The sequence below is a fragment of the Pseudomonas sp. R4-15 genome, assembly GCF_055768815.1.
Genome location: NZ_CM147293.1, coordinates 1,570,190 through 1,591,998, shown reverse-complemented (window position 1 = coordinate 1,591,998; position 21,809 = coordinate 1,570,190). Strand labels below are relative to the sequence as shown.

Here is a 21,809-nt window from a genome sequence, read left to right as displayed (position 1 = left end):
AGCCTGACTGCCGACCCGTGTCGGCGTGGCCGGCCATGATAGCCGAAATTACCGCCAACGGCGAAGCGCTCGGAACGCCAGCCGCCAGGACATCAGAGTCCGAGTAGCGGCTCCAGCTCGCAGACGCTGGCGATCTTGCGCATGTCCTCGGGCAGGCCGCGCAACGCCAGGGTACGCCCCTGAGCGCGCGCATCACGCAGCCAGGCCAACAGCAACGCCAGGCCCACGCTGCTCGAACGGGTCACCCCGGAGCAATCGAGCACCAGGGCATCGACCTCGCTCTCGGCGATCAATACGCGTCCTTGCTCGCGCAGGGCCGGTCCGCTGTGCACGTCGAGCACGCCGGCGAGCATCAGCTCGCCCGGCGCGCCGCGTTCGAGCGAGGCCGCCTCAGCGGGCATCGTCGCTTTCCTCGGCAGTCGCCTTGGCCTTGGCCACTTCACCGGCCCAGCCGTCGATGGTCTTGTCCAGGTCGTTGCCGTTCTTGCGCATGGCTTCGGCGAACTGGTCACGGAACAGCTTGCCCATGTTGATGCCGTTGACGATGACGTTGCGCAAGCGCCACTGGCCATTGAGCAGCACTAAGGTGTAGCTGATCGGATAGGTCTCGCCCTGGCGCCCGACCAGGGTCATGTCGACGCTGGCGCGATCACCATCGACCCGCGAGCCGGTAATGCTCAGGCCATGGTTCTCGAAGTCCAGCAGCGCGTTGCCGTAGAACTGCACCAGGCTGCGCTTGAAGTTCTCGACGAAACGCGCCATCTGCTCGGGCGATGCGTTGCGCGAGTAGCGCACGGTCATGATGCTGCGCGACACGCCTTCGGCATCCACCACGGGGGTGAGAATGCCGTCGAGCGCCTTGTAGAAGGCTTCGCGGTCGCTACGGTAGCGCTCGCCGTTGGCATCCAGGTCGGCGAGCAGTTCGTCGATGGTCTTCTGCACCACCTGCTCGGGAGTCTGCGTTGCGGCCTGCACCAGCAACGGCACGGCGGCGGCAAGCACCATCAGGCCACGCAAGAGGGAAGCGAACATAGGGAACCTCGTTGTCATTTGGCATCCTTGCCTACGGAATTGATGAGGAACTTGCCGATCAGGTCCTCGAGCACCAGGGACGACTGGGTGTCACGGATGGTTCCCCCATCCTTGAGCACCGCTTCGTCGCCGCCGACACTGAGACCGACGTATTTCTCGCCAAGCAATCCGGCGGTCAGGATCGAGGCCGTGGAGTCGGTCGGCAGATTGTTCACCGAAGCGTCCACCTCGAGGGTGACGCGACCCATGAAGCTGTCGCGATCCAGGTCCACGGCGGTAACCCGGCCGATGGTGACGCCGGCCATGGTGACCTTTGCCCGACTATTCAGACCCGCGACATTGTCGAAATACGCATAGAGTTTGTAACTGTCGTTGTGCGAGGCCACGGACAGCCCGCTGACCCGCAAGGCGAGCAGCAGCAGCGCCAGCAGGCCGGCGAGCAGGAACAGGCCGACACCGATTTCCAGGGTGCGGATGCGCATCAGAAGTCTCCGAACATCAAAGCGGTCAGGATGAAGTCCAGCCCCAGCACGGCAAGCGAGGCGTAGACGACGGTACGGGTAGTGGCGCGGCCGATCCCTTCGGAGGTCGGCTCGCAGTCGTAGCCCTGGAACACGGCGATCCAGGTCACCACGAAGGCGAAGACGAGGCTCTTGATGATGCCATTGAGCACGTCCTCGCTGAACTGCACGCTGCTCTGCATGTTGGCCCAGTAGGAGCCTTCATAGACGCCGAGCCAGTCCACGGCGACCATCGCGCCGCCCCAGATGCCGACCACGCTGAAGATCATCGCCAGCAGCGGCATCGAGATGAAGCCGGCCCACAGCCGTGGGGCGATCACGTACTTGAGGGGGTCCACGCCGATGATCTCCAGGCTGGAGAGCTGCTCGGTGGACTTCATGTTGCCGATTTCCGCGGTCAATGCCGAACCGGCACGCCCGGCGAACAGCAAGGCGGTGACCACGGGCCCCAACTCACGCAACAGGGTCAGCGCGACCATCTGCCCAACGGCCTCGTCGGAACCATACTGACTGAGGATGTTGTAGCCCTGCAGCGCCAGCACCATGCCGATGAATAGACCGGAAACCACGATGATCGCCAGCGATAGCACGCCGACCGAGTAGAGCTGCTTGAGCAGCAGCGCGAAGCCGTTACCGACGCCCCCGCGGCCCGCCAGGGCGTGCCCCAGGAACAAGGTGGAACGCCCCAGAGCGGCAAGCACGTCGAGCCCCGCCTTGCCCAGCAGGCGAATGCGCTCGATGGCTGAAACGGAACGCATCAAAAATCCCCCAGCAGTTGCTCACGGTAATCCGCGGCCGGGTAGTGGAAAGGCACCGGACCATCCGGCGCACCGCGCATGAACTGGCGGATGCGTGGATCGTCGGAACGACTCAACTCCTCGGGCGAACCCTGTCCGAGCACCTGACCATCGCCGACCACGTAGAGGTAGTCGGCGATGCTCGCGGTCTCCGCCAGATCATGGGAAACCACGATGCTGGTGATGCCCAGCGCATCGTTGAGCGAACGGATCAGGCGCACGAGCACGCCCATGGCGATCGGATCCTGCCCGGCAAAGGGTTCGTCGTACATCAGGATCCCGGGATCCAGGGCGATCGCACGCGCCAAGGCCACGCGCCGGCGCATGCCACCGGAGAGCTCGTCGGGCATCAGCTCGGCGGCACCGCGCAAGCCGACGGCTTGCAGCTTCATCAACACGATGTCGCGGATCATCTCTTCGGGCAGTTGGGTGTGCACCCGCAGCGGGAACGCTACGTTCTCGAACACGTCGAGATCGGAGAACAGCGCGCCACTCTGGAACAGCACGCCCATGCGCTTGCGCATCTCGAACAGATCGGGGCGCGACAAGCCGGGCAGATCGACGCCCTCGACCAGTACCTGGCCACGCTCGGGGCGCAGTTGGGCGCTCATCAGACGCAACAGGGTGGTCTTGCCACTGCCCGAGGGGCCCATGATGCCGGTGACCTTGCCGCGCGGAATGCGGATGTCCACGTCATCGAAAATGGTGCGCGCGCCGCGCCTGAAGGTCAGGCCCTTCAGTTCGACCGCGCAGTCGCTACCAACACTCATCGAAACTCCTTGCGACGGGTCTTGCCGATTGACGCTCCGAAGCGACTGCGAGACACCGCGCCTCCGGGAGGGACAAGAAATCAGGCCGCGCACTATAGCACCGGCCCTGAGCGTCCCAAAGCATCGGCCGGCGAGATTAAGCTTGCCGACAGCCTGGGCATGCCAGTCTGCGAACAGGGAACACCTCCCACAGGTGAGGCTGCCGCCGATTCCCGTTATACTCCTCGTCTTTTACTGCCAGCCGATAGACCATGCCGAAGACGCCCAACCTCCTCGCCATCGCGCAGCGCACCATCAGCCTGGAAATGCAGGCCGTGCAGCGCATGCTGGACAACCTCGACGAAGGCTTCGAGCGCGCCTGCCAGCTGATACTCGACAGCAAGGGGCGGGTCGTCGTGGTCGGCATGGGCAAGTCGGGGCATGTCGGCCGCAAGCTCGCCGCGACCCTCGCCAGCACCGGCACCACCGCCTACTTCGTGCACCCGGCCGAAGCCAGCCACGGCGACATGGGCATGATCACCGGAGACGACGTGGTCATCGCCCTCTCCAACTCCGGCTCGACCGCCGAGATCGTGACCCTGCTGCCGCTGATCAAGCGCCTGGGCATCACCCTGATCAGCATGACCGGCAACCCGGACTCGCCACTGGCGCGCGCCGCCGCGGTGAACCTCGACGCCAGCGTCGAGCAGGAGGCCTGCCCGCTGAACCTGGCGCCGACATCCTCGACCACCGTGGCCCTGGTACTCGGCGACGCACTGGCCATCGCACTGCTCGAGGCTCGCGGCTTCACCGCCGAGGACTTCGCCTTCTCGCACCCCGGTGGCGCCCTCGGTCGCCGCCTGCTGCTCAAGGTCGGCGACATCATGCATCGCGGCGAGGCCCTGCCCTGCGTGCAACGCGGTACCCCGCTGCGCGAAGCGCTGCTGGAGATGACCCGCAAGGGCCTGGGCATGACCCTGGTGGTGGATGCCGAAGGGCACCTCGCTGGCGTCTTCACCGACGGCGATCTGCGCCGCACCCTGGATCGCGAACTGGACGTACGCAACGCCAGCATCGACGATGTGATGACGGCGCGACCGCGCACCGCCCAGGCGGAAATGCTCGCCGCCGAAGCGCTGAAGATCATGGACGACCACAAGATCAGCGCCCTGCCGGTGATCGACGCCGAGGGCGTCCCCTGTGGCGCACTGCACATCCACGACCTAACCCGCGCAGGGGTCCTCTGACATGCTCGGTAACGAATTACTGCGTCGCGCTGCCGACATCCGCCTGGCGATCTTCGACGTCGACGGCGTGCTCACCGACGGCCGCCTGTACTTCCTCGCCGATGGCAGCGAATTCAAGACCTTCAACACCCTCGACGGCCACGGCATCAAGATGCTCGGCGCCTCGGGCGTGGCCACGGCGATCATCAGCGGTCGCTCGAGTCCCGTGGTGGCGCGCCGCGCCGAGAATCTCGGCATCCGCCACCTGTATCAGGGGCGCGAAGACAAACTCGTGGTACTCGACGAACTGCTTGCCGCTTTGGGCCTCGAATACGCGCAGGTTGCCTACCTGGGCGACGATCTTCCCGACCTTCCGGTGATCCGCCGGGTGGGCCTGGGCATGGCCGTCGCCAGCGCCGATGGTTTCGTCCGCAAGCACGCCCACGGCGTGACCCAGGCGCGCGGCGGCGAGGGTGCCGCGCGAGAATTCTGCGAATTGATCATGCACGCCCAGGGCACCCTGGACGCCGCAAGGTCCAGTTATCTCTAGGCCGGAGTCATCATGCTCGCCAAACTGCGCAGCCTGCTGCCGCTGATCCTCTTCGCCGCACTGCTGGTAGCCCTCGGCTACTGGAACGTGCGCCCGGAGAGTTTTCTCGACAGCCGCCCGCCAGCCACGCCCCAGGCCGAAATCGACTTCTATGCGCAGAACGCGCAGACGGTGCAGTACCGCGTCGATGGCTCGCCGCGCTACCAGGCGCAGGCCGAACGCCTCGAACATCACAAATCCAATGACGTCACCTACCTGCAGCAGCCCCGCGGGCTCGCCTACCGTGGCGCCAACGAAAAACCCTGGAACATCCGTAGCGAACGCGCCGAGGTCAGCGCGGGCGGCGAGTCCGTCGAACTGATCGATGCCGTACGCATCCAGCGCAGCGACGCCCGCGGGCGCGCCAGCGAACTCACCACCAGTCGCCTGACCCTTTACCCCGATCGGAATTATGCGCAAACCGAACAGCCCGTTAGAATCGAGGCTGCCGGCGGGGTGACCACGGCCACAGGGATGAAAGCGTATCTAGACGATGGCAGGGTGCTCCTGCTGTCGAACGTAAGAGGTCAGCATGAGGTTCGTTAAACAGTCTTCCCCGCGAGTGATCGGCGCCCTGCTCGCCTTTGGCGCCGCTTTCGGCAGCCTGCCCGCCTGGGCGCTGCCATCGGATCGCAACCAGCCGATCCGCGTGCAAGCCGACAGTGCAGAACTGGATGACCGTCAGGGCGTGGCGGTCTACCGCGGCGACGTGGTGATCACCCAGGGCACCCTGAAGATCACCGGCAACACCGTGACCATCACGCAGAATGGCCAGGGCGACATCAAGGTGTTCACCGCCCTCGGTGCACCCGCCTATTACGAGCAACAGCCGGACACCGGCAAACCGCTGGTCAAGGCCTACGGCCGCAGCATCCAGTACTTCGCCGACAACGAGCGGATCATCCTGCTCGACCAGGCGCGCGTGGAGCAGCAGGGCAACACCTTCGAAGGCGAAAAGATCGTCTACGACACGCGCCGCCAGATCGTCAACGCCGGCCGCGCCAGTGGCGAGCAGGTCGGTACGCCGCAACCGCGCATAGACATGGTCATCCAGCCGCGTCAGCGCAGCGAACAGTCCAGCGAACAAGGCCAGCCCCAGTAATGGCATCCCTCAAAGCCCAGCATCTGGCCAAGGCCTACAAAGGCCGCCAGGTCGTCCGCGATGTCAGTCTGTCGGTCGACAGTGGCGAAGTGGTCGGCCTGCTCGGCCCCAACGGCGCAGGTAAGACCACCTGCTTCTACATGATCGTCGGCCTGGTTCGTGCCGATCAGGGCCGCGTGCTGATCGACGATCAGGACCTCAGCCACCAGCCGATGCACGGGCGCGCCCGTGCCGGTATCGGCTACCTGCCGCAGGAAGCCTCGATCTTTCGCAAGCTCAGCGTGGCCGAGAACATCATGGCCATCCTGCAGACGCGCAAAGACCTCGATCGCGCCGGTCGCGAGCACCGTCTGGAAGAGTTGCTGCAGGAGTTCCACATCAACCACATCCGCGACAGCCGCGGCATGAGCCTGTCCGGCGGCGAGCGCCGCCGCGCGGAAATCGCCCGCGCACTGGCCACCGACCCGAAATTCATCCTCCTCGACGAACCCTTCGCCGGCGTGGATCCGATCTCGGTCGGTGACATCAAGCAGATCATCAGCCACCTCAGCGAAAAGGGCATCGGTGTTCTGATCACCGACCATAACGTGCGCGAGACCCTGGACATCTGCCAGAACGCCTTCATCGTCAACGACGGCCAACTGATCGCCGAAGGCAGTGCCGCCGAGATCCTTTCCAACGACCTCGTACGCGAGGTTTATCTGGGGCACGAGTTCCGCCTCTAGGCCTCAGGGAGGCCCCGCGCGCAAGCGTCGCGGGGCGTCCATCGCTGGCGCGCAATAAGCGCTGGAAATATCCCCCGATATCAGGCATATAATTTGCTTCCAGAGCGCGCCGCGAGCGCTACGCAGTTGGACGGCGCATAGACGCCTGCATACAAGGTCTGCCATGAAACCATCGCTCGTTCTAAAGATGGGCCAGCAGCTGACGATGACGCCGCAGCTGCAACAGGCCATCCGTCTCCTGCAACTTTCCACGCTCGACCTGCAGCAGGAAATCCAGGAGGCGCTCGAAGCCAATCCCATGCTGGAACGCCAGGAGGATGGTGAGGACTTCGACCATTCCGACCCACTGGCCGATGGCGACGAACTGCAGAACCCCAGCAGCCAGGAAATCGCTTTCCAGGAAAGCAGCGTGCCCACCTCCGAGCATGCCGAGCACAGCGAGGAAGGCGACTGGAGCGAGAGCGAGCGCATCCCCAACGAGCTCCCGGTGGACACCGCCTGGGAAGACGTCTACCAGACCAGCGCCAGCAGCCTGCCCAGCAATGACGACGACGAGTGGGACTTCACGGCCCGCACCTCCGGCGGCGAAAGCCTGCAGAGCCACCTGCTCTGGCAGTTGAACCTGGCGCCGATGTCCGACACCGACCGACTCATCGCCATGACCCTGATCGATTCGATCAACCCCGATGGCTACCTCGAGGAGAGCCTCGAGGAAATCGCCGCCGGCTTCGATCCCGAGCTGGAGATCGAACTGGACGAGGTCGAGGTCGTCCTGCACCGGGTGCAGCAGTTCGAGCCCGCCGGTGTCGGTGCACGCAACCTGCGCGAATGCCTGCTGATCCAGCTCGCCCAACTGCCGCCACGCACACCCTGGCTGGAACAGGCCCGCCAGTTGGCGAGCAGCCACCTGGACCTGCTCGGCAGCCGCGACTACGCCCAATTGCTGCGGCGCATGAAGCTGCGCGAAGACGAACTCAAGCAGATCGTCGAGCTGATCCAGGGCCTCAATCCACGTCCCGGCTCCCTGATCGAGACCGGCGAACCCGAATACGTGGTGCCCGACGTCATCGTCCGCAAGCACAACGAACGCTGGCTGGTCGAGCTCAACCAGGAAGCCATGCCGCGACTGCGCGTCAACCCGCAGTACGCCGGCTTCGTACGCCGCGCCGACAGCAGCAGCGACAACACCTTCATGCGCAACCAGTTGCAGGAGGCACGCTGGTTCATCAAGAGCCTGCAGAGCCGCAACGAGACGCTGATGAAGGTCGCCACGCAGATCGTCGAGCATCAGCGCGGCTTCCTCGAGTACGGCGAGGAAGCGATGAAGCCGTTGGTCCTGCACGACATCGCCGAAGCGGTGGGCATGCACGAGTCCACCATTTCCCGCGTGACCACGCAGAAGTTCATGCACACCCCGCGCGGCATCTTCGAGCTGAAGTACTTCTTTTCCAGCCACGTCAGCACCGCGGAAGGCGGCGAATGCTCGTCGACCGCGATCCGCGCGATCATCAAGAAACTGGTCGCTGCGGAAAACGCTAAAAAGCCGTTGAGCGACAGCAAGATCGCTGGTTTACTGGAGGCACAGGGCATTCAGGTGGCCCGCCGGACAGTCGCCAAATACCGGGAATCCCTGGGCATTGCGCCCTCCAGCGAACGCAAGCGACTGATCTGACGGCCATGCGATATCCGAAGTCGTAAGTAACAACGGTGATAAGGAGAAGCAGCATGCAAGTCAACATCAGTGGCCATCAACTGGATGTGACCGACGCCCTGCGCGACTATATCGAGGAGAAGCTGACCCGCCTGGAGCGGCACTTCGACAAGATCAGCAACGTCCAGGTGATCCTGGAAGTGGAAAAACTCAAGCAGAAGGTGGAGGCCACCCTGCACATTGCCGGCGGCGAGATCGTCGCCAATGCCGAGCACGACGACATGTACGCCGCCATCGACCTGCTGGCCGACAAGCTCGACCGGCAACTGATCAAATACAAGGAAAAGCAGCTCAATCGAGAGCAGGGCGCGACCGCCCGCTGACCCCTAACCGATGATAAGACTCGACAACATCCTGACCCCCGGCCGCGTCCTCGTGGGCGTGCCGGGCGGCAGCAAGAAGCGCGTTCTGGAACAGATCGCCAACCTGGTTGCCCGCGACCTTCCCGAACTCGCCGCCCAAGACATCTTCGAGGCATTGATCGCCCGTGAGAAGCTCGGCTCGACCGGCTTTGGCAATGGCATCGCCATCCCCCACTGCCGGCTGGCCGGCTGCCTGACGCCGATCAGCGCCGTGTTGCGTCTGGAAACGCCCGTCGACTTCGACGCCATCGACGGCGCTCCGGTCGACCTGCTGTTCGTCCTGCTGGTGCCCCAGGCCGCTACCGATGAGCATCTGGAGCTATTGCGGCAGATCGCCGGCATGCTCGACCGCGCCGACGTACGCGAGCGCCTGCATCAGGCCGACAGCGCCGACGCGTTGTACCAGATCGTGGTCGACGTGCAGAACGGACGCTGAGCGGGCCACCGCCATGCGCCTGATCGTCGTCAGCGGCCGCTCCGGCTCCGGCAAGAGCACCGCACTGAACGTGCTCGAGGACAGCGGTTTCTACTGCATCGACAACCTTCCTGCCGCCCTGCTTCCCGAACTCTCGGAGCGGGCGCTGCTGCAGACCGAACTGCTGCAGCCGCAGGTCGCGGTGTCCATCGACGCACGCAATCTGCCCAGCCAGTTGCAGCGTTTTCCGGAACTGCTCGACGAAGTGCGCGCCCGGCACATCCAGTGCGACGTGATCTATCTCGATGCCGAGGACGACACGCTGCTCAAGCGTTTCTCCGAGACGCGCCGCCGTCATCCACTGACCAGCGCCACCCGCTCCCTGGCCGAAGCGATCCGTGACGAATCACTGCTGCTGGGGCCCATCGCCGACCTTGCCGATCTGAAGATCGACACCACCCATCTCAATCTTTATCAGTTGCGCGACAGCCTGAAGCTGCGCCTGCTCGATCGCCCGGACACCGGCACCGCCTTTCTCTTCGAGTCGTTCGGCTTCAAGCGGGGCATGCCGGTCGATGCCGACTTGGTGTTCGATGTGCGCTGTCTGCCCAATCCCTACTGGAAGCCCGAGCTGCGCGAGCAGACCGGGCTGGACGCGGCGGTTGCCGAATACCTCGAGGAACAGCCTTCCGTCGAGGAGATGTTCCAGGACATCGACACCTACCTGCGCAAATGGCTGCCGCGCTTCGCCGCCAGCAATCGCGCCTACGTCACCGTGGCGATCGGCTGCACCGGCGGACAGCACCGCTCCGTCTACCTTGCCGAACGCATCGGTGGCAGCCTGCGCGAAGCGCTGAAGAACGTCCAGATCCGCCATCGCGATCTGCATTAAGGATAACCATCGATGCCCGCCCGCGAAGTCTTCATCATCAACAAGCTGGGCCTGCACGCACGCGCGGCGGCTAAGTTCGTCGGCGTCGCCGGGCAGTATCCCTGCAGCGTGCGCGTCGGTCGTGCGCCGGATCAGTTGGTGGACGGCAAGAGCATCATGGCGGTGATGATGCTCGCCGCAGGCAAGGGTACCGCCGTGCACCTGCATACCGAGGGAGAGCGCTGCGACGAGGCGCTCCAGGCCCTGATCGAGCTCATCGACGACCGCTTCGGCGAGGGTGAGTGATCCACCATGCTGACGAGGCGATCGAGCAGTAGCGCCGCACCCAGCACCAGGACCAGTACCCCGACACCCCGTTGCAGTCGCCTGCGCGATCGCGCGTCCCACCTCATCGGCTAGACACGCCCACCGGCATCCAAGGCCAACGCGTAGCGCCGAGCCACCTCGTTCCAATCGACCACGTTGTAGAACGCGCCAATGTATTCGGGACGCCGGTTCTGGTAGCGCAAGTAATAGGCGTGTTCCCAGACATCCAGGCCTAGAATCGGCGTATTGCCCGTCATCAGCGGACTGTCCTGGTTGCCGGTGCTCTCAACCAGCAGGCCGCCTTGCGGCGTCACGCTCAGCCAGGCCCAGCCGCTGCCGAAGCGGGTCAGCGCCGCCTGGGTGAATGCCTCGCGAAACGCCGCGAAACCACCCAGCTCGCGATCGATGGCCGCCGCCAAGTCGCCCGTCGGCTCACCGCCGCCCTTCGGTGACATCACTGTCCAGAACAGCGAATGGTTGGCGTGCCCCCCTCCGTTGTTGACCACCGCACCACGCTTGGCTTCGGCGACCTGATCCAACCGGGTCAGCAACACCTCGACCGGCAGCGCCTCCAGGCCGCTCCCCTCCAGCGCCGCATTGAGGTTGTTCACGTAGGCCTGGTGATGGCGGCTGTGGTGAATCTCCATGGTCTGCGCGTCGATATGTGGCTCCAGCGCATCATAGGCATAGGGCAGCGGGGGTAATTCATGGCTCATGGGCTTCTCCCGGTCCAGTCGACCTCAGTGATATTGGCGATTGGGCATGCGCTTGCCGAACTGGGCGCGCCCGCCCGGCGGGATCAACGAGGTGGCGCCGCTGGGCTGCACGTCGTGACGGGCGATGAAATGCAGCAACTCCACATAGGCCCGCCGCGCATGGCGCTGTGCGCTCTCGCGTAACGCCTGCGGCAATTGCGGGTCGCGCTGGGCTCGCTGCAGGCGTTCATGACAGGCACCGAGGTACTCGGCGCCCTCCTCGGCCTGGCCCAGGCGCAGGTGCAGATCGGCAAGATTGTGATAGGACACCACCAGCGCTGCGCTGGCCTCGTCGACGTCGGCCCAGCGCCCGAACAGCGTCTGCGCCAGGGCCAGCGCCTGCAGATAGCACTCTCGCGCCTCGACCCAGCAGCCCGCACGAAACGCCTCGTTGCCGGCTTCGATCAGTGCTTTCCAATGCTCCATGGGAGCCTCCTGCGCCGCCTCGGCGCGTCTGGCGATAAGGTTCACAAGCCACCCTCGGTGAGTTTCTCGGGGTCCAGCAGCCGCTCCAGCTCGACCCGCGAGAGCGCCGTGTTCTCTTCGGCCACGTCGATGATCGGACGCCCTTCGCGGTAGGCCTGCTTGGCGATTTCCGCCGCCTTCAGGTAGCCGATCAGCGGGTTCAGCGCGGTGACCAGGATCGGATTGCGCTCCAGCGCCTCGCGCAACTTGGGTTGATTGACGCGGAAACTGGCGATGGCCCGGTCGGCGAGCAGGCGACTGGCGCTGCCGAGCAGCTCGATGCTCTGCAGCAGGTTGTGCGCCACCAGCGGCAGCATGACGTTGAGTTCGAAGTTGCCCGACTGCCCGGCGACGGTGATCGCCGAATCGTTACCGATCACCTGGGCAGCGACCATCGCGGTCGCCTCCGGAATCACCGGGTTGACCTTGCCCGGCATGATCGAGGAGCCCGGCTGCAACGCCTCCAGCTCGATTTCCGCCAACCCGGCGAGGGGGCCGGAGTTCATCCAGCGCAGGTCGTTGGCGATCTTCATCAGCGATACCGCGGTGGTCCGCAACTGCCCGGAGAGAGACACCGCGGTGTCCTGGGCGCCGATCAGCGCAAAGAAGTTCGCCGCGGGCTCGAAGGCGAGGCCGGTCAGGCTGCCCAGCTCCTGGCAGAAGCGTTCGGCGAAGCGCGGATGGGCGTTGATCCCGGTACCGACCGCCGTGCCGCCCTGGGCCAGGCGCAGCAGCGCCCCCTGGGACAGCCGCAGGCGCTCGATGTCGTCCTGGATCTGCTGCGCCCAACCGTCGAGCACCTGACTCATGCGCACCGGCATGGCATCCATGAGGTGCGTGCGCCCGGTCTTCACATAGGGGCGCACCTGCAACGATTTCTCGCAGAGCACCGCCAGCAAATGGCCGAGCGCAGGCAGCAGGCGCTCCTGCAACTCCAGCGCAGCGCTGACGTGGATGACCGTGGGAATGATGTCGTTGCTGCTCTGCCCGCAGTTGACGTGGTCGTTGGCGCTCACGGCGTCGCCCAGCAGGCGACTGGCGAGGGTGGCGATCACCTCGTTGGCGTTCATGTTACTGCTGGTGCCGGAGCCGGTCTGGAACACGTCGACCGGGAAATGCGCCATGAAGTCGCCGCCCAGCAGCGCCTGACAGGCACCCACCACCGCGTCACCGTGGGCCGCGGGGAGTTGCTCGAGATCGACATTGGCCCGCGCCGCCGCGGCCTTGGCAAGGATCAGGGCGCGAATGAAGGCCACCGGCATGCGCAAGCCGGAGACCGGGAAGTTGTTCACCGCGCGCTGGGTCTGGGCGCCGTAGAGGGCTTCGGCAGGCACCTCGAGTTCGCCCATGCTGTCGCGTTCCAGACGGGAGTCATGCATAGGGATTTCCTTCTGCGAGTTCGTTGGGAGTGAGCGAGGGCGCCATGCGCAGCGTCGCCAGTTGATTGCGTAACTGCATCAGTTGCCGCTGCCGCGGCCGGCAGTTGGCCATGCGCTGCAGCGCCTGCAAGGGGAGGTAGGCGAAGTCCAGGCAGTTCGCCCGCCAATGCCAGGGCAGCGCCGGGTCGGCCGCGACGTCGAGCATCAGGCGCAACATGCCGCATGCCAGCGCCCAGGGCGCCAGCGCGCCGCTTTCGACCAGATGCAGGCCGTGATGCCAGTGGCGCAGCGGCAACTGCGCATCGTCGGGCGCCAGTGCGCAACGGATGCGCAGGCCTTGCCAACGCCAGCATTCGAGGCAGGGAAACACGGCGGAGCGAGCAGACATGGAAGACCTCGTCAGCAGCAATATCGATATTAATTCTCATTTGAGATTAATAATCAACACATGCTTACTAGGGTCTTCCAGGACTACGGCGGGGACAGCGGAAGGGGAATACGCCAGCCCCTGCTCGGGACTGGCGGAAAGGCAAGGGGAAATCAGCTCCCGGCGACGGTCATTCGCTCGATCAGCACGGAGCCGGTATGGACGTTGCTGCGACGCTCCACATCGCTGCCGATGGCGACCACATTGCGGAACATGTCCCGCAGGTTGCCGGCGATGGTCACTTCCTGCACGGGGAACTGGATCTCGCCATTCTCCACCCAGTAACCACCGGCACCCCGGGAATAATCCCCAGTCACCAGATTGAGTCCCTGCCCCATCAACTCCGTCACCAGCAATCCACGCCCCATGCGCCGGATCAAGGCGGCCTGGTTCTCATCACCGCGGGTTACGAAAAGGTTATGCACCCCCCCGGCGTTGGCCGTACTGGGCATGCCCAACTTGCGACCGGAGTAGGTGCCCAGGGCATAAGAGACCAGCGCTCCGTCGCGTACGAAGGGTTTGGCGTATGTCGCCAGGCCATCGCCATCGAAGGTTGCGCTGCCCATGCCGCGCGGCAGGTGCGGCCGTTCGTCGAGCGTCAGCCAGGCGGGGAACAACTGCTCACCCAAGGCCCCTTCGAGGAAGGATGCCTTGCGATACAGGCTGCCGCCGGAAATCGCCGCCAGCAGGTGTCCGAACAGGCCGGTGGCCAGTTCCGCGGCGAACAGCACCGGCACCTCGCAGGTCGGCACCGGTCGCGCGCCCAGGCGCGCGACCGCACGCTGCGCGGCATGCCGGCCGATCGCCTGGGGGTCTTCCAGCAGCCCGCCGATGCGGTTCACGTCGTACCAGTAGTCACGCTGCATCTGGCCGTCGGACTCGGCGATCATCACGCAGGAGAGACTGTGCCGGGTACTCGCATAGCCGCCGACGAAACCGTGGCTGTTGCCGTAAACGCGGCAGCCCCGGTGGCTGCTGACGCTGCTGCCGTCGGCATTGCGAATGCGCGGATCGGCCTCGAAGGCGGCCGCTTCGCAACGCAGCGCCAGCTCCACCGCCTGTTCGGGGCTGAGATCCCACGGGTGATAGAGGTCCAGGTCCGGCAGCTCGCGAGCCATCAGCTGCGGCTCAGCCAGACCCGAACAGGCATCCTCGGAGGCATGCCGGGCAATCGCCAGGGCGGCGGCGACGGTTTCCTGGATCGCCTGGCTACCGGTGGCCGTGGTGCTCGCCGACCCCTTGCGCTGCCCCAGGTAGAGGGTGATGCCGAAGCCCTGGTCGCGGTTGAACTCCACCGTCTCGACCTCGCCCTGACGCACGCTGGTGGACAGCCCCTGCTCGGCGGAGACGGAAACCTCGCAGGCGTCCGCGCCCTGACGGCGCGCCTCGGCGATGATCCGCGCAACCTGTTCCTCAAGCTCCGGCAGTTGCTGCGGCCCGATGCTTTCGCTACTCATGTGCACTCCTCGATTGGTTGCAGACGGGGTGCCGAGCGCGGCCCCCGCTTGCTGGTATGATGGCGCGGTTTTTTTCATGGACCGCCCGCATGTCTGATCATCTCGATGACGCCCTTTCCGATGGGGAGAAGAGCAAATCCCAGGTCAAGCGCGAACTGCACGCCCTGCAGGACCTGGGTGAGCGGCTCGCCGGTGTCAGTCCGGAGCTGCTCGACAAGCTTCCGCTGAGCGACGCCCTGCGCCGCGCCCTGGCCGATGCGCCCAAGCACCGCGCGCACATCGCCCGCAAGCGCCACGTGCAGTACATCGGCCGCCTGATGCGCGACCAGGACGTGGACGCGATCCTCGCCCTGTTCGAGCAGATCGATACCCGCTCGCGCCAGTACAACGAGCGCTTCCACGCCCTGGAGCGCTGGCGCGACCGCCTGCTGCAGGGCGATGCGGCCTTCGAGGCGTTTCTCGTCGAATACCCCGAGACCGACCGCCAGCATCTGCGCGGGCTGATCCGCCAGGCCCAGCAGGAAGCCGCTCGGGACAAGCCGCCGGCTGCCTCGCGCAAGATCTTCAAGTACATCCGCGAACTGGACGACGCCAAACGCGGCCTGGTGTGAACCACCGGCGCCTCAGGCGCCGGTCCCGCCCACGGTGATCGACTCGATCTTCAGCGTCGGCTGGCCGACGCCCACCGGTACCGATTGACCGTCCTTGCCGCAGGTACCGACGCCGCCGTCCAGAGCCAGGTCGTTGCCGACCATCGACACCCGGCTCATCGCTTCCGGGCCGTTGCCAATCAGGGTCGCGCCTTTCACCGGCGCGGTGATTCGTCCATCCTCGATGAGGTACGCCTCACTGGTGGAGAAGACGAACTTGCCGCTGGTGATGTCCACCTGGCCACCGCCGAGGTTGGCGCAATACAGACCACGCTTCACCGAACGGATGATTTCCTCCGGCTCGCTCTGCCCGGCGAGCATGTAGGTGTTGGTCATGCGCGGCATGGTCAGGTGCGCATAGGACTCGCGCCGACCGTTGCCGGTGGGCGCCACGCCCATCAGGCGCGCGTTCAACTTGTCCTGCATGTAGCCCTTGAGCACGCCGTTCTCGATCAGTGTGGTGCATTGGGTCGGCGTGCCTTCGTCGTCCAGGCTCAGCGAGCCACGACGGTCCGCCAGGGTGCCGTCGTCGACGATGGTGCATAGGTCGGACGCCACCTTCTGCCCCATGCGCCCGCTGTAGGCCGAACTGCCCTTGCGGTTGAAGTCGCCCTCCAATCCGTGCCCCACCGCTTCGTGCAGCAGCACGCCGGACCAACCGGGGCCGAGTACCACCGGCAGGCTGCCGGCCGGCGCGGCGATCGCTTCGAGGTTCACCAGCGCCTGGCGCAGCGCCTCTCGGGCGTAGCCCATGGCGCGGTCCTCGGCGAGGAAGAAGCGGTAGTCGGTGCGTCCGCCTCCGCCATGGCTGCCGCGCTCGCGACGGCCATCCTGCTCGACGATGACGCTCACGTTGAAGCGCACCAGCGGGCGGATGTCGGCGCCCAGGCTGCCATCGGCGGCGGCCACCAGCACACGCTCCCAAACACCCGCGAGACTCACGGTGACCTGTTTGATGCGCGGATCCAGCGCCCGGGTGGCGGCGTCGATGCGCTTGAGCAGCTCGACCTTCTGCGCACGATCGATGACCTCCAGCGGGTTGTCCGCCGTGTACAGCGAGCGCACCTCGCGGCGCGCGAACGCCTGCACGCGCCCGGCCTGCCCGGCGCGGGCGATCGAGCGCGCGGCGCGCGCGGCGGCGCCCAGCGCCTCGGCACTGATCGCGTTGCTGTAGGCGAAGCCGGTCTTCTCACCGGACAGCGCACGCACGCCGACGCCCTGCTCCATGTGGAAGCTGCCATCCTTGACGATGCCGTCTTCGAGCACCCAGGACTCGCTCACCTGGTCCTGGAAATACAGGTCCGCGGCATCGATGCCCGGCCCCATCAGCTCGCCCAGCACCTGGGGCAGTTGCTCCAGGGAAAGCCCACCGGGGGCCAGCAGGTGATCACTCACCGGTTGCAGAAAATCGCTCATGCTTACTCCACTCGAATCGGTTGTAACGCGGGCGATGCGAAGCGCCGGTGCCGCTGTAGCGGCATGCGCTGACGAATCCCGGCCTGCTCCTCGGCCTCTGGCCGGGCCAGCAGCAGCGCCTCGCCCTTGTCGGCTTCGGCCAGTATCCGGCCCCAGGGGTCGACGATGGCCGAGTGCCCCCAGGTTTCCCGGGGGCCTGGATGAATTCCGCCCTGCGCGGCGCCCAGCAGGTAGCACTGGCTCTCCACGGCGCGGGCGCGTAGCAGCAGCTCCCAGTGCGCCGCACCGGTCACCGCGGTGAATGCCGAGGGCGCCGCGATCAATTCGGCGCCGGCCTCGCGCAGGGCGATATAGAGCTCGGCGAAACGCAGGTCATAACACACGCTCAGGCCCAGGCGTCCAACGGGCGTATCCGCCACCACCAGACGCTCACCGGCCGCGTACTGCTCCGATTCGCGGTAGCGCCTGCGGCCATCGGCCACCTCGGCATCGAACAAATGCAGCTTGTCGTACCGCGCGACCCGTTCGCCGTAGGCATCGATCAGCAGCGAGCAGGCGCGCGGCATGCCTTGCGGATCGTCGTCCGCAGGCAACGGCAGGGTTCCCGCCACTATCCACAATCTGAGGTCGGCAGCGACGCGTTTCAACCACGGCAGCACAGGACCTTCGCCACGCGCCTCGGCATGCGCCAGTGCGCGCGGATCGGCCAGCCCAAGGGCTGCGAAGTTTTCCGGCAGCACCGCCAGTTGCGCGCCCTGCTCGGCCGCCTGGCGCAACAGGGCCTCGGCACTCGCGAGGTTGCTCGCCACCTGCGGCACACTCACCATCTGAATCACCGCGATCGACATCGCGCGCCCTCGGGTTCTGCTACTGCAACCACGCTAATCGCTGCGACGTCTGCGAACAACCTTCATCATTCCTCGAAGGGCTTTTCCAGGTTCATCTGCGGGTCCTTCCAGGAGCCGGTGACGTGGTATTGCACACTGGCAAGGCGCGAAACACGGTCGCCCAGCAGCTTGTCGGCAATGAACAGCGCCCCCCCCACGGCGGGAGCGCCAACGATCAACGCCGCCAGCGGCAGGTTGCTGGTCAACGGCACGCTGACACGCAGCCGGGCATCCACCTGGTCGGCCGGCAGGTCAAGGGTGCCGCGCATCTCCAGGTTGGTCGAGGGACCACTCACGGTGAGCGGTTCGTCGCTGCGATAGACGCCGTCCTCGGCGGTCAGCCGCGCCTTCAGCCGATCGTAGCTCAGGCCGCGCCCGAGCAGGTCGGAGAAGTCCAGGCGCAGGCGCCGACGAATCGATTCGAAGTTGAGCAGGCCGAATACCCGTAGCGCTGACGCCGTGCCCTGCACCTCGACGAACTGGCCGTCATCGAAGCGTGCATCGAGGTTGCCGCTGAAGCGGCGGGCATCGAACGCCGCCGGGGAACCGGGCCAGCGGCCATCCAGATCGACGCGAAACTTGCTGCTGGTAATGGTCGGCGCGAAGCCCCAGGCCAGCAGTACATCGCCCAGGTCGCCGCCACTCAGACGTCCGGTGAAATGGCTCTCGCTGTTGCCTGCGGTGCCCAGCCAACTGCCGCGCCCGGTCAGATTGAGCCCCTTGAGTTGCAGGTCCACGCCACTGAAATTGACGCCGCGGTCTTCCGGACGGGCCTTGAGCTGCCAGTGACCGAGCAACTCGTCGCCTTGGTAGAGCCGGGCGATGTCCAGATCCAGTGCAGGAATCGCATGGGGGTCGAACTGCGCCAAGGGGTCAGTCCGCTCCGTGCCACCCTCCGCCGGCGTTTGCGCCGCGGGCAGGCGCAGGTGCGCGAGCTTGACCTGCAGCGGCGCCTGCCCGGCATCGGCGAGCAACAGGCTCCCCGCGGCCTGGGGGCTATCCACTTGCAGACGCCAGGCCTGCTCGGCCCGGGCGAGCTGCACTTCGGCGTCCTGCAGCAGCAGACTACCCAACGGCAGCTCGCCGATATGCACGTCGACGCTCTCCAGCAGGCCTTTGGCGGAATCACCGACGCCGCTATCGGCGGAGGCGAAATAGCGCGTGTAGAGGGGCTGCCAGGCTTTGGGATCGAAGCGTGCCTGGCGTCCGCGCACGCGCAGCCCACTGCCTATCGATGGCAAGCGCGCCGGACCGTCGCCCAGGCGCAATTCGCCCCGCCCTTCGGCCGGGGTCGCGAGCGAACCACGGAAGGCCAGGCTGGCCAGGTTGCCATAGTCCAGTTGATAGGTAGGTGGCTGCTCGCCGAGGCTCATCCGTAGATCGGCGTAGCTTGCCTGTTCGGCTGACTTACCGAAGGGCACCGGCAGATCGACGGCAATGCCCTGCAGGTTGGAGTCGACGCGCAGGCGGTTGTCGTCGCCCAGCCACAGGCGCAGGCGATAGGGCAAGGTTCCGGACACCGGCAGTGACTGTTTGACCTGCCCCCAGTTCAACAGGGTCTGCAGCGGCACCTGACCATTGAGGTCGAGCAGCGTCTGGGCCTTGCTGCTGCCCAGTGCCTGGATGCTGCCACGGACGTCGCGGTCGAAGACCTTGGCGCTGACCTGGGGCGCGCTCAGGCCACGGCGGCTGTCGTAGCGGAAGTCGCCGGTGACCTCCTTCAATGCCAGCTGCGGTTTCGCGATATCCAGGCTCGCGCCCTCGCTGGAGAAGTCCACGACGACCTGCGGCGTGGTGCCCTTGACCAGGTCCATGTCCAGCGCCAGCTTGCCCTGCAGCGCACCTTCGCCCTGCCAGCCGGCGAATATCTTCCCGGTCGGCAAGGGGCTGTCCTGCAGCAGGTGCAGGCCATCGGCCAGGCTACTCTCGAGGTCGGCACGTAGCGTCAAGCGCGCGGGACTTTGCGCATCCGCCTTGCCGACGTGGGCGCTGGCGCGACCGACGCGGCTGTCGAGCACCTGTCCATGCACCAGATCCACCTGCACGTCGTTACCTTCCACGCGCACCTCACCACGCGCATCGCGCAGCGCTGGCCAGCCGGGCTGGTAGTCCAGCTCGGCGTCGTCCACTGCGAAATACAGGGCCAGGTGCCGCGACACCGGCGGATCGACGTGACGCAGCGAGCCCTGGTAGATGAAGTAGCCCTGCTCGACGCGTCCCCCACGAATCGCTTCGCGCAACCAGGCATCCAGCTTGGGATCGAAAGCGGACGATGCCGAAGGCAGGTAGCGGGAGGTGTAGCGGGCATCCCCATCACGCATGCCGACACGCAGGTCCATGTAGCTTTCCCGCGCTGGGTCTCGATACAGGCGGATGAGGAAGTCACCGGCCAACTCGCCCTCCTCGCCACTGACCCGCAGGTAGGGCGCAATCAGCGTGAAAGCCTGATCGTCGAGGGTCCAGTCCAGCCGCCCGTGGGCCTCGCGATAACGCCAGGCCTTTGGGAACAACTGATCCAGATGCAGCGAGAAATTGCGGCTGTCGATACGCAACTCGCCGCCACCGAGATCGCCGCGCAGGCTGCCACTGAGGTTTTCCACCGCAGGTGCGCCATGGCTGGCGGAGAAACCCACCTGATCCAGGTTGGCGGAAAAGGCGAGCCGCTGCGGGCCGGATTCATCAGGCGCGAAGCTCGCCGAGACGTTGAGCAAGCGACCGCGCGGCGCCAGCTCAGCGAGCACCTTGCGCGCCGTCTCGGGCAAGGGCGCCAGGCCCTCGACCAGCCCGCGCAGCGGTGCGAGATCGAGCGCGGGCACGCCCAGCGTCCAGTGTCCGTCGCGTCTTTCGACGAGCGCCTGCAGCCCCTCCTGGCGTACATCGCCGTGGACGAAGCCGAGGCCGTCGACCAGTAGCCGCGGGCCCGTCTCCTCGCGCCGGTAGTAGAAGTCACCGTGCAGTTGCTCGACCTGCTGCGCCTGGCCGTCGGCACCGCCGAAGCGCAGGCGCGGTGCCTGCAACTGCAGCACGGCGCGCTGTGCGGTGCCGTCCGCCCAGTCCAGCCAGAGCCGGCCTCCCGCCTGCAGTTCGTCGAGCTTACAACGCTGGCTGAGCGCCGCGGGCAGCCAGCGCGCCCAATCCGTCGCGGGCAACGAAAGGTAGGCCTGTGCACGCCCCTTCGCCCAGTCCTGCGCATCGAGTCGTGCGTCCAGGCGCAGGGCGAGCGGCTGTCCGTCCGGCAACTGCAGGCGCAGGTCCAGGCGCGGCGTATCGCCGGCACTGCGCAGGGTGGCCTCCAGCGCGCTCAAAGCGAGCGGCTCGCCGCCGATAGCCTGAACCTGCAACTGGCTGTCGAGCAGGGTGACGCGCTGCACCCGCTGCAACAGGTCGAGCAGTTGCGCCGGAGAGAACCCACCCACCTCCCGACGCACCGGCAGTCCATCGAACGCCCAGCCACCGTTCTCGTCCTCATGCAGGCGCAGCGTCAGGCCCTCGACCTGAACCTCGGCCAGGCGCAACTGGCGGCCCAGCAGACTGTCGAGCAGGGCCGGCACCAGCCGCAGGCGTGTCACCTGAAGCGGATGCTCGCCCTCGCCCAGACGGATGTCCTCGGCCACCAGGCGCGGCGTGAACCCCCGCCAGGAGCCCTGCAAGTGGCCGATGCTCAGGGGCATGCCGAGTTCGTCGGACAGGCGCTGCTCGATCTGCGCGCGGTAGTCGCCCACCAACGGCAGCAGTTGCCGGCCAAGGGAGACATAGGCCGCCGCCAGCAACAGGCAGACGGCGAGTGTCGCCAGGAGCAGGCGCAGCGCCCTCAGCGGGCGTGGCGGGCGAGCGGTCAAACCGTGAGGCCCCAAACGCGGTGCAGGTTATCCGACCCTGAAGCCTGACGGTGCCCCCTCTCCCCACCCCCTCTCCCGCGAGGGAAGAGGGGCTTTTCCGGGCGCCA

The 21,809-nt window shown here is 66.0% G+C and carries 24 protein-coding genes; 11 read left to right on the top strand and 13 right to left on the bottom strand.

Annotated elements, in window-relative coordinates; translation table 11 throughout:
* Window positions 1-92 precede the first annotated feature (92 nt).
* From ACYRGX_RS07480 to ACYRGX_RS07460, 5 genes are read right to left on the bottom strand one after another with little or no spacing between them, the layout of a single operon-like run.
* Complete coding sequence (locus ACYRGX_RS07480; protein WP_473055980.1) at window positions 93-401, bottom strand: STAS domain-containing protein; 309 nt, start codon at window positions 399-401, stop codon at window positions 93-95.
* Window positions 391-1,032 carry an MlaC/ttg2D family ABC transporter substrate-binding protein gene (locus tag ACYRGX_RS07475; protein WP_473055979.1) on the bottom strand — a complete coding sequence of 214 codons (642 nt, stop codon included), beginning with the start codon at window positions 1,030-1,032 and terminating at the stop codon, window positions 391-393. Before ACYRGX_RS07475 ends, ACYRGX_RS07480 begins: the two co-directional genes overlap by 11 nt.
* Before the next feature lie 14 nt (window positions 1,033-1,046).
* Window positions 1,047-1,514, bottom strand: coding sequence for an outer membrane lipid asymmetry maintenance protein MlaD (mlaD, locus tag ACYRGX_RS07470; protein ID WP_473055978.1), 468 nt, complete (start codon window positions 1,512-1,514; stop codon window positions 1,047-1,049).
* Window positions 1,514-2,311, bottom strand: coding sequence for a lipid asymmetry maintenance ABC transporter permease subunit MlaE (gene mlaE, locus ACYRGX_RS07465; protein WP_473055977.1), 798 nt, complete (start codon window positions 2,309-2,311; stop codon window positions 1,514-1,516). Before mlaE ends, mlaD begins: the two co-directional genes overlap by 1 nt.
* Window positions 2,311-3,120 carry an ABC transporter ATP-binding protein gene (locus ACYRGX_RS07460; protein ID WP_473055976.1) on the bottom strand — a complete coding sequence of 270 codons (810 nt, stop codon included), beginning with the start codon at window positions 3,118-3,120 and terminating at the stop codon, window positions 2,311-2,313. Before ACYRGX_RS07460 ends, mlaE begins: the two co-directional genes overlap by 1 nt.
* A gap of 251 nt (window positions 3,121-3,371) precedes the next feature.
* Between ACYRGX_RS07460 and ACYRGX_RS07455 the strand changes: the two genes are divergently transcribed.
* The 10 genes from ACYRGX_RS07455 to ACYRGX_RS07410 all read left to right on the top strand — a co-directional run bounded on the left by ACYRGX_RS07455 (window position 3,372) and on the right by ACYRGX_RS07410 (window position 10,406).
* A complete protein-coding gene (locus ACYRGX_RS07455) occupies window positions 3,372-4,346 on the top strand; it encodes a KpsF/GutQ family sugar-phosphate isomerase (protein WP_473055975.1) in 975 nt (324 codons plus the stop codon).
* A gap of 1 nt (window position 4,347) precedes the next feature.
* Window positions 4,348-4,875 carry a KdsC family phosphatase gene (locus ACYRGX_RS07450; protein ID WP_473055974.1) on the top strand — a complete coding sequence of 176 codons (528 nt, stop codon included), beginning with the start codon at window positions 4,348-4,350 and terminating at the stop codon, window positions 4,873-4,875.
* A 12-nt stretch (window positions 4,876-4,887) separates the two neighbouring features.
* On the top strand, window positions 4,888-5,460 hold the full coding sequence (gene lptC / locus ACYRGX_RS07445) for an LPS export ABC transporter periplasmic protein LptC (protein ID WP_473055973.1): 573 nt from the start codon (window positions 4,888-4,890) through the stop codon (window positions 5,458-5,460).
* Window positions 5,447-6,016 carry a lipopolysaccharide transport periplasmic protein LptA gene (gene lptA, locus ACYRGX_RS07440; protein ID WP_473055972.1) on the top strand — a complete coding sequence of 190 codons (570 nt, stop codon included), beginning with the start codon at window positions 5,447-5,449 and terminating at the stop codon, window positions 6,014-6,016. Before lptC ends, lptA begins: the two co-directional genes overlap by 14 nt.
* The gene (gene lptB, locus ACYRGX_RS07435) at window positions 6,016-6,741 is read left to right on the top strand and encodes an LPS export ABC transporter ATP-binding protein (protein ID WP_473055971.1); all 726 of its coding nucleotides are present in this window, start codon (window positions 6,016-6,018) and stop codon (window positions 6,739-6,741) included. The genes lptA and lptB overlap by 1 nt, the downstream gene beginning before the upstream one ends.
* Before the next feature lie 163 nt (window positions 6,742-6,904).
* Window positions 6,905-8,413 (top strand): RNA polymerase factor sigma-54, encoded by a 1,509-nt coding sequence (locus ACYRGX_RS07430; RefSeq protein ID WP_473055970.1) that lies wholly within the window; start codon window positions 6,905-6,907, stop codon window positions 8,411-8,413.
* Window positions 8,414-8,466: 53 nt separating this feature from the next.
* Complete coding sequence (gene hpf, locus ACYRGX_RS07425; protein ID WP_473055969.1) at window positions 8,467-8,775, top strand: ribosome hibernation-promoting factor, HPF/YfiA family; 309 nt, start codon at window positions 8,467-8,469, stop codon at window positions 8,773-8,775.
* A 10-nt stretch (window positions 8,776-8,785) separates the two neighbouring features.
* Entirely contained in the window at window positions 8,786-9,250 is a 465-nt protein-coding gene (ptsN, locus tag ACYRGX_RS07420; RefSeq protein ID WP_473055968.1) for a PTS IIA-like nitrogen regulatory protein PtsN, read from the top strand.
* Window positions 9,251-9,263: 13 nt separating this feature from the next.
* Window positions 9,264-10,121: an RNase adapter RapZ gene (gene rapZ / locus ACYRGX_RS07415; RefSeq protein WP_473055967.1), complete on the top strand. Its 858-nt coding sequence runs from the start codon at window positions 9,264-9,266 to the stop codon at window positions 10,119-10,121.
* Between the two features lie 12 nt (window positions 10,122-10,133).
* On the top strand, window positions 10,134-10,406 hold the full coding sequence (locus ACYRGX_RS07410; RefSeq protein WP_473055966.1) for an HPr family phosphocarrier protein: 273 nt from the start codon (window positions 10,134-10,136) through the stop codon (window positions 10,404-10,406).
* Between the two features lie 110 nt (window positions 10,407-10,516).
* Here the strand turns inward: ACYRGX_RS07410 and ACYRGX_RS07405 are convergent, their stop codons facing one another.
* The 5 genes from ACYRGX_RS07405 to pmbA all read right to left on the bottom strand — a co-directional run bounded on the left by ACYRGX_RS07405 (window position 10,517) and on the right by pmbA (window position 14,910).
* Entirely contained in the window at window positions 10,517-11,143 is a 627-nt protein-coding gene (locus ACYRGX_RS07405) for a superoxide dismutase (protein ID WP_473055965.1), read from the bottom strand.
* A gap of 24 nt (window positions 11,144-11,167) precedes the next feature.
* Complete coding sequence (locus ACYRGX_RS07400) at window positions 11,168-11,608, bottom strand: hypothetical protein (RefSeq protein ID WP_473055964.1); 441 nt, start codon at window positions 11,606-11,608, stop codon at window positions 11,168-11,170.
* Window positions 11,609-11,649: 41 nt separating this feature from the next.
* A complete protein-coding gene (locus ACYRGX_RS07395) occupies window positions 11,650-13,026 on the bottom strand; it encodes a class II fumarate hydratase (protein WP_473055963.1) in 1,377 nt (458 codons plus the stop codon).
* Entirely contained in the window at window positions 13,019-13,414 is a 396-nt protein-coding gene (locus ACYRGX_RS07390; protein ID WP_473055962.1) for a FagA protein, read from the bottom strand. Before ACYRGX_RS07390 ends, ACYRGX_RS07395 begins: the two co-directional genes overlap by 8 nt.
* A gap of 152 nt (window positions 13,415-13,566) precedes the next feature.
* Window positions 13,567-14,910, bottom strand: coding sequence for a metalloprotease PmbA (gene pmbA, locus ACYRGX_RS07385; protein ID WP_473055961.1), 1,344 nt, complete (start codon window positions 14,908-14,910; stop codon window positions 13,567-13,569).
* An 89-nt stretch (window positions 14,911-14,999) separates the two neighbouring features.
* On the opposite strand from pmbA, the gene yjgA reads away from it, so the two are divergent.
* Entirely contained in the window at window positions 15,000-15,521 is a 522-nt protein-coding gene (gene yjgA, locus ACYRGX_RS07380; protein ID WP_473055960.1) for a ribosome biogenesis factor YjgA, read from the top strand.
* A 12-nt stretch (window positions 15,522-15,533) separates the two neighbouring features.
* Here yjgA and tldD read toward each other — a convergent pair whose 3' ends face one another.
* From tldD to ACYRGX_RS07365, 3 genes are all read right to left on the bottom strand, one after another.
* A complete protein-coding gene (gene tldD, locus ACYRGX_RS07375; protein ID WP_473055959.1) occupies window positions 15,534-16,976 on the bottom strand; it encodes a metalloprotease TldD in 1,443 nt (480 codons plus the stop codon).
* Between the two features lie 2 nt (window positions 16,977-16,978).
* Window positions 16,979-17,824, bottom strand: a complete 846-nt coding sequence (locus ACYRGX_RS07370) for a carbon-nitrogen hydrolase family protein (protein ID WP_473055958.1) — start codon at window positions 17,822-17,824, stop codon at window positions 16,979-16,981.
* 65 nt (window positions 17,825-17,889) lie between these two features.
* Window positions 17,890-21,702, bottom strand: coding sequence for a YhdP family protein (locus ACYRGX_RS07365; protein WP_473055957.1), 3,813 nt, complete (start codon window positions 21,700-21,702; stop codon window positions 17,890-17,892).
* Between the last annotated feature and the right edge of the window lie 107 nt (window positions 21,703-21,809).

Bases quoted from the DNA above. Each gene is read 5' to 3' on its own strand.
- yjgA (WP_473055960.1), top strand. From the start codon at position 15,000: ATGTCTGATCATCTCGATGACGCCCTTTCCGATGGGGAGAAGAGCAAA.
- ACYRGX_RS07480 (WP_473055980.1), bottom strand. From the start codon at position 401: ATGCCCGCTGAGGCGGCCTCGCTCGAACGCGGCGCGCCGGGCGAGCTG.
- ACYRGX_RS07395 (WP_473055963.1), bottom strand. From the start codon at position 13,026: ATGCATGACTCCCGTCTGGAACGCGACAGCATGGGCGAACTCGAGGTG.
- lptC (WP_473055973.1), top strand. From the start codon at position 4,888: ATGCTCGCCAAACTGCGCAGCCTGCTGCCGCTGATCCTCTTCGCCGCA.
- ACYRGX_RS07430 (WP_473055970.1), top strand. From the start codon at position 6,905: ATGAAACCATCGCTCGTTCTAAAGATGGGCCAGCAGCTGACGATGACG.
- ACYRGX_RS07460 (WP_473055976.1), bottom strand. From the start codon at position 3,120: ATGAGTGTTGGTAGCGACTGCGCGGTCGAACTGAAGGGCCTGACCTTC.
- lptA (WP_473055972.1), top strand. From the start codon at position 5,447: ATGAGGTTCGTTAAACAGTCTTCCCCGCGAGTGATCGGCGCCCTGCTC.
- tldD (WP_473055959.1), bottom strand. From the start codon at position 16,976: ATGAGCGATTTTCTGCAACCGGTGAGTGATCACCTGCTGGCCCCCGGT.
- ACYRGX_RS07405 (WP_473055965.1), bottom strand. From the start codon at position 11,143: ATGAGCCATGAATTACCCCCGCTGCCCTATGCCTATGATGCGCTGGAG.
- mlaE (WP_473055977.1), bottom strand. From the start codon at position 2,311: ATGCGTTCCGTTTCAGCCATCGAGCGCATTCGCCTGCTGGGCAAGGCG.
- lptB (WP_473055971.1), top strand. From the start codon at position 6,016: ATGGCATCCCTCAAAGCCCAGCATCTGGCCAAGGCCTACAAAGGCCGC.
- ACYRGX_RS07475 (WP_473055979.1), bottom strand. From the start codon at position 1,032: ATGTTCGCTTCCCTCTTGCGTGGCCTGATGGTGCTTGCCGCCGCCGTG.
- hpf (WP_473055969.1), top strand. From the start codon at position 8,467: ATGCAAGTCAACATCAGTGGCCATCAACTGGATGTGACCGACGCCCTG.
- ACYRGX_RS07455 (WP_473055975.1), top strand. From the start codon at position 3,372: ATGCCGAAGACGCCCAACCTCCTCGCCATCGCGCAGCGCACCATCAGC.
- ACYRGX_RS07410 (WP_473055966.1), top strand. From the start codon at position 10,134: ATGCCCGCCCGCGAAGTCTTCATCATCAACAAGCTGGGCCTGCACGCA.
- pmbA (WP_473055961.1), bottom strand. From the start codon at position 14,910: ATGAGTAGCGAAAGCATCGGGCCGCAGCAACTGCCGGAGCTTGAGGAA.
- ptsN (WP_473055968.1), top strand. From the start codon at position 8,786: ATGATAAGACTCGACAACATCCTGACCCCCGGCCGCGTCCTCGTGGGC.
- ACYRGX_RS07390 (WP_473055962.1), bottom strand. From the start codon at position 13,414: ATGTCTGCTCGCTCCGCCGTGTTTCCCTGCCTCGAATGCTGGCGTTGG.
- ACYRGX_RS07400 (WP_473055964.1), bottom strand. From the start codon at position 11,608: ATGGAGCATTGGAAAGCACTGATCGAAGCCGGCAACGAGGCGTTTCGT.
- ACYRGX_RS07450 (WP_473055974.1), top strand. From the start codon at position 4,348: ATGCTCGGTAACGAATTACTGCGTCGCGCTGCCGACATCCGCCTGGCG.
- ACYRGX_RS07370 (WP_473055958.1), bottom strand. From the start codon at position 17,824: ATGTCGATCGCGGTGATTCAGATGGTGAGTGTGCCGCAGGTGGCGAGC.
- mlaD (WP_473055978.1), bottom strand. From the start codon at position 1,514: ATGCGCATCCGCACCCTGGAAATCGGTGTCGGCCTGTTCCTGCTCGCC.
- rapZ (WP_473055967.1), top strand. From the start codon at position 9,264: ATGCGCCTGATCGTCGTCAGCGGCCGCTCCGGCTCCGGCAAGAGCACC.